At 66.5% G+C, this 12,418-nt stretch carries 12 protein-coding genes; 5 read left to right on the top strand and 7 right to left on the bottom strand.

Annotated features, from left to right (window positions below; genetic code table 11):
* Positions 1-30: 30 nt before the first annotated feature.
* The 4 genes from AC1DQQ_RS00280 to AC1DQQ_RS00265 form a co-directional block, all read right to left on the bottom strand.
* Positions 31-1,656: a sensor histidine kinase gene (locus tag AC1DQQ_RS00280; protein WP_478043933.1), complete on the bottom strand. Its 1,626-nt coding sequence runs from the start codon at positions 1,654-1,656 to the stop codon at positions 31-33.
* On the bottom strand, positions 1,650-2,015 hold the full coding sequence (locus tag AC1DQQ_RS00275) for a response regulator transcription factor (protein ID WP_478043931.1): 366 nt from the start codon (positions 2,013-2,015) through the stop codon (positions 1,650-1,652). The genes AC1DQQ_RS00280 and AC1DQQ_RS00275 overlap by 7 nt, the downstream gene beginning before the upstream one ends.
* Before the next feature lie 82 nt (positions 2,016-2,097).
* Positions 2,098-2,760, bottom strand: a complete 663-nt coding sequence (locus tag AC1DQQ_RS00270) for a response regulator transcription factor (RefSeq protein ID WP_478027575.1) — start codon at positions 2,758-2,760, stop codon at positions 2,098-2,100.
* Between the two features lie 78 nt (positions 2,761-2,838).
* Positions 2,839-3,225 carry a hypothetical protein gene (locus AC1DQQ_RS00265; RefSeq protein ID WP_478039730.1) on the bottom strand — a complete coding sequence of 129 codons (387 nt, stop codon included), beginning with the start codon at positions 3,223-3,225 and terminating at the stop codon, positions 2,839-2,841.
* Between the two features lie 167 nt (positions 3,226-3,392).
* On the opposite strand from AC1DQQ_RS00265, the gene AC1DQQ_RS00260 reads away from it, so the two are divergent.
* Together AC1DQQ_RS00260 and AC1DQQ_RS00255 are read left to right on the top strand one after the other, a co-directional pair.
* The gene (locus AC1DQQ_RS00260; protein WP_478043929.1) at positions 3,393-6,506 is read left to right on the top strand and encodes a sensor histidine kinase; all 3,114 of its coding nucleotides are present in this window, start codon (positions 3,393-3,395) and stop codon (positions 6,504-6,506) included.
* A complete protein-coding gene (locus tag AC1DQQ_RS00255; protein ID WP_478027572.1) occupies positions 6,496-7,134 on the top strand; it encodes a response regulator transcription factor in 639 nt (212 codons plus the stop codon). The genes AC1DQQ_RS00260 and AC1DQQ_RS00255 overlap by 11 nt, the downstream gene beginning before the upstream one ends.
* Before the next feature lie 46 nt (positions 7,135-7,180).
* On the opposite strand, the gene AC1DQQ_RS00250 is transcribed toward AC1DQQ_RS00255, so the two are convergent.
* Positions 7,181-7,930 (bottom strand): SDR family NAD(P)-dependent oxidoreductase, encoded by a 750-nt coding sequence (locus AC1DQQ_RS00250; RefSeq protein WP_478043928.1) that lies wholly within the window; start codon positions 7,928-7,930, stop codon positions 7,181-7,183.
* Between the two features lie 312 nt (positions 7,931-8,242).
* Here AC1DQQ_RS00250 and AC1DQQ_RS00245 point away from each other — a divergent pair, with 312 nt between their 5' ends.
* The 3 genes from AC1DQQ_RS00245 (at position 8,243) to AC1DQQ_RS00235 (ending at position 10,326) form a co-directional block, all read left to right on the top strand.
* Positions 8,243-9,208, top strand: coding sequence for a hypothetical protein (locus AC1DQQ_RS00245; protein WP_478043927.1), 966 nt, complete (start codon positions 8,243-8,245; stop codon positions 9,206-9,208).
* Positions 9,209-9,219: 11 nt separating this feature from the next.
* Complete coding sequence (locus AC1DQQ_RS00240; RefSeq protein WP_478039722.1) at positions 9,220-9,603, top strand: VOC family protein; 384 nt, start codon at positions 9,220-9,222, stop codon at positions 9,601-9,603.
* Between the two features lie 177 nt (positions 9,604-9,780).
* Entirely contained in the window at positions 9,781-10,326 is a 546-nt protein-coding gene (locus AC1DQQ_RS00235; protein WP_478032702.1) for a hypothetical protein, read from the top strand.
* On the opposite strand, the gene AC1DQQ_RS00230 is transcribed toward AC1DQQ_RS00235, so the two are convergent.
* Entirely contained in the window at positions 10,225-11,169 is a 945-nt protein-coding gene (locus AC1DQQ_RS00230) for an aldo/keto reductase (protein WP_478043925.1), read from the bottom strand. The genes AC1DQQ_RS00235 and AC1DQQ_RS00230 overlap by 102 nt on opposite strands.
* Before the next feature lie 89 nt (positions 11,170-11,258).
* Positions 11,259-12,410 carry a glycoside hydrolase family 88 protein gene (locus AC1DQQ_RS00225; RefSeq protein WP_478032706.1) on the bottom strand — a complete coding sequence of 384 codons (1,152 nt, stop codon included), beginning with the start codon at positions 12,408-12,410 and terminating at the stop codon, positions 11,259-11,261.
* Positions 12,411-12,418: the final 8 nt, after the last annotated feature.

The raw sequence follows: 12,418 nt of genomic DNA, 5'->3' as shown, positions 1-12,418 counted from the left end.
TCCGGCGGTGTCCCCAGCGCCGCCGGACGTTCAGGCGGGAATCGAGGGCAACGAGAAATGGAAACAGGCACCGCCCTGTTCATGGTTCGCCGCCGCTATCGCCCCGCCATGCGCTGCGATGATCGACTGGCAGACCGCCAGGCCGATGCCCATCCCTTCCGCCTTTGTGGTGAAGAAGCCCTCGAACACGCGATCGAGATCCTCGGCAGCGATGCCGGGCCCCGTATCGCGGATCGAGAACCGCACACCCCCCGCGTCATCCGGGCCGGTGGCAAGCTCGATCCGGCCCTTCTCGACGCCCGTCAGGGCCTGGAGGCTGTTGACCAGCAGGTTGACCACGACCTGCTGGAGCTGGACGCGGTCACCGAGCACAGGCGGCACGCCGATATCGAGCCGCACCGAGAGCAGGATCGCCCTGGTCTCGACATCGTGGCAAACGAACATCAGCGCCTCCTCGACCACGGCGTTGAAGTCGAGAGGCGCCTGCTCCGGCACATGGCGCGAGGCCATGCCGCGGATACGCTGGACGATCTCGCTGGCATGGCGGGCGCTGTCGGCAACGCGCCGGGTGAGCTGCTCCACCTTGGCGAGGTTGGGATCGTCGCGAGACAGCCAGCGCAGGCTCGTCTCGGCGTTCATCGCGATTGCGGCGAGTGGCTGGTTGACCTCGTGCGCGATCGAGCTGGCAAGCTCGCCCAATGTGGAGATGCGCGCGGCGCGGGCATATTCCTCCTGGAGCTGGCGGAGCTGCGCCTCGGTGCGCAGCCTCTCGGTCACATCCTCGAAGGTGAGCAGAGTTACGTCCAGCCGCTCCGGCGGCGTCGGAAAGGTAACGGTGAGTTCGACGTCGAGCAGCCGGCCGTCGAAGGTCTCGAGCTTGATCAACTCGACATGGCTGCGGTGCCCCTGGAAATGAGCGATGACGACGTTGCGCGCGGTCTCGGGCGACCGGGCGAAGATGAAGGCGACCGGGCCGATCAGCTCCTCGACTCCGCTCGTCCCCATCAGCCGCGCAGCACCGCCATTCGCGTCGGTCACGCGCACGATCGCGCAAGCCTGTTCGACCAGCTCGGGACGCGCGTCGAGATGTGCGACGATGTCCGTCACGCCCTCCGCCCGCAACTGGTAGAAGACAGCGCCCATTGGTCGCGCGTCGACCTGGAGCAGCGCGCCGGGCAGATGGTGAATCAGTCGGCGATAGCGCTGCTCGCTGGCGCGTACCGCCCAGAAAGAGCGGTCGTCGGCAAGCTCGCCATCCACCTGCACCCACACCGTGTCGGCCGCGCCCGGCGCGCCCCACACAGTGAGCGTGGAGTCGCGCAGCATGAAGGAATTGACCGCCTGCGTGCGAGCAGCGTGCGCCGGATCGGTGACCACCGCGACGATCAGCGCGGCGACTATATTCCAGCTTTCCTGAGGGCAGAAATTGGCGACCGGCTGTCCGAGAATGATCTCGCGCGCCGACGGGGCGCCGACCAGGTCGAGGCTGCGGGTGTTGGCGTCGACGATGCGCGCGCCGTGGAGCAGCGCCGCGACCCAATCCGCCCAGTCGCCCCCGGCGGCGACGGTGTCGATCAGCGCGCGGACCTGCGACAAGTCAACTCGCCAGCAGGCCGCCTCCGCCGCGTCGTGCACCAAGGCCGGACCGGTCAGCATCGCGGGAGGACCGCCTTCAAGGTATCGAGCAGCGCTTCGTCATCAACCGGCTTGGTGAACCAGCCGGTGGCGCCGCCCTGGAGCGCGCGGGCGCGCAGCACTTCCTCGTCACACGAGGTCACATAGATTACCGGCATTGCCGAACCGCCGGCACGCAGCCGGCGCTGCAGCTCGATCCCGTCGATCTCGGGCATGCGGACATCGGTGATCACGCAGTCGAAATCGCCACATGCCGCGAGAAAGGGTGCCGCTCCCTCGAAGGTACGCGCAAGCAGTCCCTCCACCTGGAGCAGATCGAACAGCGCGTCGCGGACGGCCTCATCGTCATCCACGATCGCGATCACCGATAGTCTGGACAAGCGAAGGGTCCTTTTCGACGCGCAAGCCGCGCCCGCCTCCGGATGTCGCTGAATTTTCAGCGCGTCGGTACCATACCATGGTCTAGGTCCCCTCGTGCCTTAGGTGTTCGGGCAGCAGGTCCCAGGCGCGGATCAGCTCGCCGACCGTATTGGCCACCATCTTGCGCATCACGCTGCTGCGATGGAGTTTCACCGTGACTTCGCTGATGCCGAGGTCGAAGGCGATCTGCTTGTTGAGCCGGCCCTGCGCCACCTGGCGAAGCACCTGTCGCTCGCGCGGGGAAAGCGTGCCGTAGCGATCAGCGTGCAGCTTCGTGACCTGCGCGCCGACGCGCTGGGCGAGGTCGCGCGCTATGCCGAGTGCCACCGCGTCGAGCAGCGACTGATCGCGCACCGGCTTGGTGAGAAAGTCGATCGCGCCGGCCTTCATCGCCTGCACGCTCATCGGGATATCGCCATGCCCGGTCAGGAAGATGATCGGCTTGGCGTTGCCCGCGGCGGCGAGGTGCTGCTGCAGATCGAGCCCGCTCGATCCCGGCATGCGAACGTCGAGCACCAGGCAACCGGGCCGCTCGGGCAACTTCGCCTCGAGCAATTCGCGCGTCGAGCCGAAGCCGGCCGCGTCGATCCCTACCGAGAGCATCAGCTCCTCGATCGACGTGCGGACGGCGGCATCGTCATCGACGATCACCACCAGCGGTCGATCCTGGTCGGCCGGCCGGTTCATCTGCAGTCCCTCGTTCATCATGCGACCTCCGGGCTGGCGTGGCTGGAGACAGGAGAACCTCTCATGACGGGCAACCGGGCATAATCCCGAACCCGGTTAGCCCGGACCTCCCCGTTCCGGGGACCGCGGCTCGAGCCGGATCACGCGGCGACCATAGAGATGCGCGTCGATCGACCAGGCGCCGGGGCCGAGCAGCACCAGCGCTACCGCACCACCCGTGCAGCCGACCAGGAACCAGGTGAGATCGTCTCGCGCGCTGCCGATTCCGATCACCAGCACGATGGCGAGCAGCAATGCCGCCGCCCGCGCGCCGAAACCCAATACAAGCGCCAGCGCGATCGCTGCCGCCCCGAGCCCGATCGGCACCGTGATCGCCGGCGCGGGCCATAAACGGGCGAGCGCCGGAAACGCGATCGCGGCATAGGATAGTCGCAGGAGCAACAGCGCGACGCCGAAAAGGCCGTCCGGATAACGTAAGATCAATTTGGGCACCTACCGGCGATAGCCCCTTTGCGGATGCCAGCCAGCCTTCGCTCCGGGGATTTTCCACTCCCCCATTCGGGGGTAGCATCACTGGCGCCTGACGGCGAAGGCCGGGTTGCTTCGGATTTGGCTCAGGAGGGATCCCCGAGGGAGTTGCTGGAACGACAATGCAACTGATCAGGGTCTTTCTTGCTGCGGCGATGCTGCTGCAGCCGGTCGCCAAGGCGGCGGCCAGGCCCGATGCGGGTTCGCCTCGCCTGATGGCGCATTACACCCACCAGCGCTGGAGCGAGGAGAGCGATGCGCCGCGCCCGGTGTTCGCGCTGGCGCAGGATCAGCGCGGCTATCTATGGATCGCCGCCGCGGCGGGGCTTTTCCGCTTCGACGGTATCCGCTTCGAGCCGGTGAGCGCCGACATGGACCTTGTCGCCCAGGGCGCGCCCTCGGCGGTGCTCGTCCGGCGCAACGGCGAGGTCTGGACCAATTTCGAGCGTACCGGCCGCTTCGCCGTCTATCGCGACGGCCGGCTGCGGCTGCTCGACGCACCGCCGTCGCCCGATCGCGTGCTGGCGATGCACGAGACTGTCGATGGCACGATCTGGGTGCTGACAGAGAAGATAGGATTGCCCCTGCTGCGATACCGGGCCGGTCGCTGGGCTTCGTTCGGCACGAAAGCAGGCGCACCGCTCGACAATCCATTCAGCATGGTCGTCACCACGGACGGGACTGCCTGGGTCAGCTTTGCCCTGTCGGGCAAGGTCGCAAGAGTGCGCCCCGGCGCCAGCGGGTTCGAGTTCATCCACCACGACGCCGGTGCCCAGGGGCGCTTGTCGCTGGATCCGCAGGAGCGTGTCTGGATCAGCGACATGCACGGCAGCTATCCGCTGACCGGGCCGGGCGGTCGGGGTGCCCCCCCACCCCTTCGCTACCCCTATGCGACCGATGCCGGCGAGATTCGCGGGTGGCCGCGCTTCGATCGCGAAGGAAATCTGTGGATCGCCACTTATTATGGCGGGCTGCAACGCGTCACTCGGCCCGATCCCCGCGGCGCCGCGACCAGGGCCGAGGCCGCTGCGCGAGTGGAGCGCTTCACCGCCCGCGACGGCTTGTCGTCGAACGCCACGACCCGGATCTTCCAGGACGCGGAAGGCAATGTCTGGGCCGGCACCCAGAACGGGCTCGACCGGTTCTGGCCGGCGACCCTGCGCTACGAACCCGGGCTTGCCCAGCCCGCCGCGTACGGCGACCTGTTGCTGCGTGCATCCGACGGCAGCGTCTATATCGGGGAAGCCGCGACCGTCTATCGCGTACGGCCAAACGCTAGGCCCGAACCGATCTTCCGGAGCCCTGACAACGAGCCGCGTACGTTGTGCGAGGCGCCCGACGGCGCAATCTGGATCGGTCTGAACAACGCAAACGCGCCCGGCCCGAACCCGGGCAAGCCGATCATGATCTGGCGGAACGGCAATATCCGCGCCGGTCCGCGCATTCCGCTCGGATATGTCGTCTATGATTGCGCCTTCGACGGGCGGGGCGACTTCTGGGTGACCGCGTGGCACGGGGGTATGGCACGCCTGCATCAGGGACGTTGGCAGCAGATCGCCGGCACGCCCGGTCTGCCCTTTGCGCCACGTTCGATGTTAACCGACGATCGGGGCCGGATCGTCGTGCATTGGAGCGATCGCGTGTTGAGCCGGCTCGATGGGCTCGCTCGGCAATCCTTTCGGCTTCCGTTCGGCGGATATGCGCCCAACGATATCTCGCTCAACCGCGATATCCCCGGCGCCCTTCTCGTCGCGGGGGAGTTCGGTCTCTCCCGCTTCGATGGCACGGGGTTTCGCACCGTCACTGCACGGCGATTGCCGCTATTCAGCGGGGTCAACGGCACGGTTCGCGCCCCTACCGGCGACACCTGGCTCGCCAGCCCGACAGGCATTTTACGCTTGCGTTCGGCCGACCTCGACCGCGCCCTTGCCGAACCGGCCTGGACACCGCCTATGCAAGTGTTCGACGCGGCCGACGGCCTCAGGAGCCGCCCACATTCGCACAGTCGCAACGCGATCGTGCAGGGCGGCGACGGGCGCCTCTGGATCGCCACGCAGACCGGCACCCTGTGGCTCGACCCCAAGGACGTGAAGCGCAGCACGACCCCGCCCAAGGTCGCAGTCGGCGCACTCGTCGCCGACCGGGTCTATCGCGACCCGACCAACGTGACGCTCCCCGCGGGCCGCTCCAATATCGAGATCGACTTTGCGGTGCTGAGCTTTTCCAACCCGCGCGCCACCCGGGTCCGCTACCGGATCGAGGGTCAGGACACCGATTGGGTGGAAGCCGGCACGCGGCGCCAGGCATTCTACACCAACCTCGCTCCTGGCACCTATCGCTTCCGGCTGATCGCGGCGAACGACAATGGCGTATGGAACGAGACCGGCGCCACGGTCGAGTTCACCATTCCGCCCACCTTCATCCAGTCCAGATACTTCCTCGCTTTGTGCGTCACGATCGTATTGGCGCTGCTATGGCTGGCCTATCGGCTGCGCATGGCGACGGTCGCGGGCCGGATCCGGGCGCGGCTGGAGGAACGGATGGGCGAACGCGAGCGCATCGCCCGCGAACTGCACGATACGCTGCTGCAAAGCGTGCAAGGCCTGGTGCTCCGCTTCCAATCGATCGCCAACAAGATGCCGCCGGAAGGGCCGGCGCGCGGCCAGCTCGAATCCGCACTCGCTCGCGCCGACGACATCATCGCCGAGGGCCGCGACCGCGTGCAGGACTTGCGCGGCGCCAGCGACAAGGGCGACCTGCCCGAGCTGCTCAAGGAGCGTGCCGTGGCGGCCGGCTTCGATCCCGCGATCGGGGTGCGCATCGTGGTCGAAGGCCGGCAGCGCCCGGTCGATCCGCTCGTCGCGGTCGAACTCGGGCGGATCGTCGATGAGGCGCTGTTCAACGTCTGTCGCCATGCCAATGCCAGCGCGGTCGAGATCGTCATCCGCTTCGGCAATCGCCAGCTCGGCGTGGAGATCCGTGACGATGGGGTGGGCATGCCGCCCGAGGTGGTCGCACAGGGTCACAAGCCCGGCCATTTCGGCCTTGTCGGGATGCGCGAGCGCGCCGAGCGGATCGGGTGCAGCCTCTCGATCGACAGCCGCGCGGGCATGGGCTGCGCAATCACCATGACGCTGCCTGCCCGCCTCGCCTTTGCCGACCACGCGCCCGGCCGGCGCTGGCGGTTTTTGTCCTGGCTTCTCCGCAAGAAGAAGGAACCGAGCCATGCCGCCTGACAAGGGCGCCTCGCCCGTCCGCATCCTGATCGTCGACGATCACCCGATCCTGCGCGAAGGCGTCATCTCGATCCTCGAGGACCGCACCGACATGATCGTGATCGGCGAGGCGCGTGACGGCGCCGAGGCAGTCGCGCGCTACCGCGAGTTGCGGCCCGATGTGACGCTGATGGATCTGCAGATGCCGGTCATGAACGGCGTCGACGCGATCACCGCGATCCGTACCGATTTCCCCGATGCGCGCATCCTGGTTCTCACCACCTATGCCGGCGATGTGCAGGCCGTGCGCGCGCTCAAGGCCGGGGCGACGGGCTATCTGCTCAAGAGCAGCCTCAGGACCGAGATGCTCGATGCGATCCACAATGTGCATCGCGGCCGCCGCCACGTGCATGGCGATGTCGCCGCCGAGATCGCCATGCACGTGGCCGATGACGATCTGAGCGGGCGCGAAGTCGCGGTGCTGCGCCTTGTCGCCGAAGGCAAGGCGAACAAGGAGATCGGGCATGCCATGTCGCTCTCGGAAGAGACGGTGAAGGCGCATCTCAAGAACATATTCGCCAAACTGGACGTCAGCGACCGCACCCATGCGGTGACGGTCGCCGCGCGGCGCGGGATCATCGAGCTCTAGAGTTTGTTTCAGCAAGGCTGAAACGGTGGCGAAGCTGAAAACGAGTCTAAAGCAGCGCCATCCCACCATCGACGCGCAGGGTCACGCCGGTGATGAAGCTGCTCATGTTGGACGCGAGGAACAGTGCCGCACTGGCCAACTCCTCCGGGCGCCCCAACCGCCCGAGCGGGATCGCCGCCGCCATCTGCGCCTCGAAGGCCGGGCGCTGTTCAGGTGTGACGCCAAGCTTGCCCAGGATTTCGGTATCGGTCGGCCCCGGGCTCAATACATTGACGCGGATGCCGCGGTCCTTGAGCTCAAGCGCCCAGCTGCGCGCGAAGGCACCGATCGCCGCCTTGGAACCCGCATAGACGGCATGACCGTCGAGCACCTTCTCGCTGGCCAGCGAGCCGGTGATCACGATCGCACCCTGATCGCGCAGGATCGGCGCGATCTTCTGCACGCCGATGAACACGCCGCGCGTATTGGTCGCGAACTGTGCATCATACTCCGCCTCGGGCACCTGGCCGGAATGACGGATCGTGTTGATCCCGGCATTGGCGACATAGATGTCGAGCCCGCCGAACCGCTTGGCGATCTCGTCGGCCGCCCTGGCGTGGAATGCAGGATCGGCGACATCGCCCAGGATGTATGCGGCCCCGGGCCCGATCTGCCGGGCCGCTTCCTTCGCCGCGTCTTCGCGACGCCCGGAGACGATCACCTGCGCGCCCTCGGATGCGAACAACCTGGCCATCGCGAAACCGATGCCGTTGGTGCCGCCCGTGATCATCGCCGTCTTGCCGGTGAGCAATGCCATATGTTCCTCCTGAACTGCCTTCATCCGGAGATGGGCGCGAGGGCTCCTACGCGTCACCTGTCCCTTGGTTCAGCCCCCTACCCCCCAAGGTCTTGGCCGCGCCCCTCCCCTGGCCAGATGCGGCAGCCGCGCAAACGCGCGACAAAGCGAGCCGAGGCTCCGGTCGAAACATTGGAGCAGCTTGGGGAGCCGTGTTAATCGGACGCGACAGGGATGATGAACGCAGGGGTTTTTCCGATTTCACCCTGCGGCCGACGAAATGGCAGTCGAGCGTCCCACCTGTCCGGCTCTTCCAATGCCCAGGAGGAATGAATGTTGTCGCCGATCCGTATCCTGCTCCAGACGACGATCCCGGGAACCGCGGACGACTGGAATATCGGCCGCTTCTCGATGCTGCGCGACTATCTCGCCGGGTTGACCGATGAGGATGGGGCACTGCTCTGCGACGTGACGGCCCGGGATCGCACCGCGCCGGGCAGCCCCGATCCGATACTCTCGACAATCGACCGCTCGGATTTCGACGAGCTCTGGCTGTTCGCAGTCGACACCGGCGACGGGCTCGATCCCGAAGACTGCGCGGCGATCGGCCGGTTCCGTGAAGCCGGGCGCGGCCTGCTGGTAACGCGCGACCATATGGACTTGGGCTGCTCGGTCTGCACGCTGGGCGGCGTCGGTGCCGCGCATTTCTTCCACAGCAGCCATCTCGACCCCGATCCCAGCCGCCGGGTGATCGACGATCGCGAGACCGGCTACATCCTCTGGCCCAATTACCACTCAGGCGCGAATGGCGACTTCCAGCAGGTCAGCGTGGTCGATCCGCCCCACCCAGTGCTGCAGGACCGGGGGGCGCCGGACGGGCTGATCCGCTATTTCCCCGCACATCCGCACGAAGGGGCGGTCGACGCGCCCGCCGAAGATCCTGCCGCGCGCGTCATCGCCACGGGCGTGAGCAAGGTGAGCGGTAGACAGTTCAACCTTGTGGTGGCCTTCGAGCCGACGCCGAACGGTGGGCCCGCGATTGCCCAGTCCACTTTTCACCATTTCGCCGATTACAATTGGGATCCGAACAAGGGTTGTCCGAGCTTTGTCAGCGAGCTGCCGGGCGACGGGCTCGCCCACTCGCCGGAAGCGCAGGCTTCGATCCGAACCTATGTGCGCAACCTGGCGCTATGGTTGGCCGGGCGGCCGACCGACGACCGGCAAATGCGCCTCGAGCATGAGCTCGATGAAGCGCTCGAGGAAAGCTTTCCGGCCAGTGATCCACCCGCGATCGGCTAACAGGATACGACATGCTCAAAAACTACGCTTCGTCGGCGATCGTGCCGTGTACCGATCTCGCTCGGGCCAAGGCCTTCTACGGCGAGATACTCGGCCTGCCGCTGATCGCCGATCACGGCAACGGCTTCGTTTTCGCGACCGGTGAGACCAAGCTCAATATCTATCGCAGCGATTTTGCCGGGACCAACCGGGCAGATGCCGTGATCTGGGCGGTCGGCGACGAAATCGAATTAGTCGCCGCCGCCTTGCGCGCTAAGGGGGTGACGCTCGACGAATATCCCGAGGGTTTCGACAAGGTGGTCGAGGGAGTCCATGTCAGGGGGGCGCTAAGCGTGATCTGGTTCAGGGATCCGGACGGCAACATTCTGCACATCACCAGCGGCCACGCGAATTAGTGTCGCCGGAGCCGGTAACGGCGGCTCGATGGCTAAAACCCGGGCGGCAGCCGTACGTTACGAGCGCCAAGGCGATGGCCGAAACATGCCGATGCTCGCGAATGGCCGCTTTTTGAGCCTTCGGTCGAAGCCAACTTCCAGAGACGAGTTCGCTTTGGACCGACGGCTCCTCTCTCGGTGCCCTTGGACAACGGCAAAATCTACGCGGTCTGGGGATATCGCAACCTGAAGCTGGCCGAGTTGAAACCGGACCTGAGCGGAATCGTGCCGGGCAATGAGCGTGAGCTCTTTCCGAAGGACTCGCAGATGGGCGAGGGATCGCACCGCTATAAAATCGGCGACCAATATTTCATCCTGAGCGCCTGGTCGGACGGGCGAATGCGGATGCCCGCGGCGCGGGCGAAGAACATTCTCGGGCCGTGGGAGGTGAACCCCGCGATCAGCGCCGACGAGGACTTCGGCCTGGCGCCCGGAAACCGGCTGGTGAACGATCGGTCCAAGACGGACTTCACGCTCAAGCCGCACGATCCGGCACAGATTGGACGGATGTCGATGCATCAGCCGCCGGGGGCCCGGACAACATCCACACGCCGGGACAATGAAATATGCCCGCCCGGCGCGTCAGACGGCGCCATCCGCCGATGGCACGGGAGCCGCGACCGACAGCAGGCCTGCGGCGCGGAGGTCTTCCCAGAATTCAGGCGGTATCGGCCTGCGCAATAGCGCGATCGTCTCGGCACAGCGCGCCGCACTGCCGATGCCCGGAAGGACCGAGGCGACAGCGGGGTGACCCAGGGGAAACTGCAGCGCTGCGGCCGCGATCAGCACACCGTGACGGTCGCAGACCTCTTCGATCCGCGTCACCCGATCGATGATATGCGTGGGCGCTGCGCCGTAATCGTAACGCAGAGCGCCTGCCCGGCGGGTGCCGCCGGCGAGAAGGCCCGTGTTGTAAGGCCCGCCCGCGATGATCGAGGTGCTCGCTTCCCAGCACCGGTCAAGCAAGTCGAGACTGTCCTGTTCCAGCAGCGTGTAGCGGCTCGCGAGGAGGATGCTGTCTAGCTCGGTTTCGTCCAACACTTGATGGCAGATCGCGGTCTCGTTCACGCCAAGACCAAATGCGTCGATGCGGCCCGCGGCCTTGAGTTCGCGAAGCGCAATCAGGCCGCCGTCCAGGAATTCCGCCAACCTTCGTCCGTGATCGGAACCATGTGCGAATTCGCCGATGTCGTGGACCAGAAGGATGTCGATACGCGCCAGACCGAGCCGCTGGAGGCTTGCGTCGTGCGAACGCATCACACCATCGTAGCTGTAGTCGAATTCGGGTCGGAAGGGCATGGCGCTGTGAAAGCCGCTGCGCGGCCGGGATGTGTCGAGGTCCGCATCGGGCACCAGCAGGCGGCCCACCTTCGTCGAAAGGAGGGCCCGGGAGCGGTCGGCCCGCCTCAGCGTATCGCCGAGGCGGCGTTCGGCCTGACCGAAACCGTAATAGGGGGCGACGTCGAAATACGTCGCGCCCTCGTCCAATGCCACGCCCACCAATGCGTCGGCATCCCACTGCGTCATTCTTTGGCCTCGGTCGCCGAGACTGCTGCAGCCCACGCCTAGGAGCGGCAGCTCGATACCCGTTCGGCCGAGTTGACGGGATTCGATCCTCATGCCCAGTAGGGCCGCCAAGGGTCGCGCAGCCGCATGAGCGCCTCGAGGTAGAAATAGTCGCCCCAGATGCAGCATTCGTCCACGCCGACGCCGTTCGGCCAGTGATACACCCCATGGGCGAGAATTCCGTTCGAGCCCTCAAGCGGCGCGAGGTATCCGCGGTCGAGTTCCGCCACCATGCGAACTGCGGCATCGGCGTATCGCCCACGTGCCGCATCAGAGACCGGAAGCGAGCCGGCAATCTCGAGGAGACCGCACGCGGCGATCGCCGCAGCGGAGCTGTCGCGCATGTCCTCATCGGCGGTGAAGACCAGATCCCAGCAGCAGATGCCGTCGCTCGGCATCCGTTCGAGCAAGTAGTCCGCGAGGCGGCAGGCGAGGTCGAGATAGGCCGGGTCGCCGGTGTGGCGGAAGGCGAGCGCGAATCCGTAGATGCCCCAGGCCTGTCCGCGCGCCCAGCAGCTGTCGTCGGAGAAGCCCTGGTGGGTAGACCCGAAGCGCGGCTTCCCCGTCTGGGTGTCCATATAGAACGTGTGATAGGTCGAGTGATCCGGGCGCACGAGATAGCGGGCTGCCTGGGCGACGTGAGCGTCCGCCGCCCGTCGATACCGATCGTCACCCGTCTCGGCCGCCGCCCACCAGAGCAGCGGCAGGTTGAGGTTGCAGTCGATGATCATGCGCCCGCGCTGATCGGGATCCGCCATGTCTCCCCACGCCTGGATGACCCGCGCCACCGGATCGTATCGCGCGAGCAGGAGGGCAGCCGCGTCCAGCGCCGCCCGCCGCGCGGTCTCATCGCCGGACAGGCGCCAGCCCGCCGTGCACGACAGCGTGTAGAGGAAGCCAAGATCGTGGTGGTCGACCGCCGTGCGAGTGTCGACCCGGCGCGCGAAGCTCGCGATCTGGTCCGTCGCCGCGTCCAGGTGGAGAGCCTGGCCCCGCAGCTGCCACGCGAGCCACAGCATGCCCGTCCAGAATCCGTTGGTCCACTCGACGTTGGCGATCGGCGGATAGAGGCCGCCGACGCTTGAGGGAGCGGGCCATGCGGTGCGGAAGTCGGGCATAGCCCGGTCGAGCCGGGCGAGGGCGCGGTCGATGATGGCGTCGACGTGCGACGGGTTGGAAAGGAAATCAGGCAAGGTGGACATCTGGGCTC

This window comes from Sphingomonas sp. P4_G3 (assembly GCF_056401105.1).
This window is presented reverse-complemented; position numbering and strand designations above follow the sequence as displayed.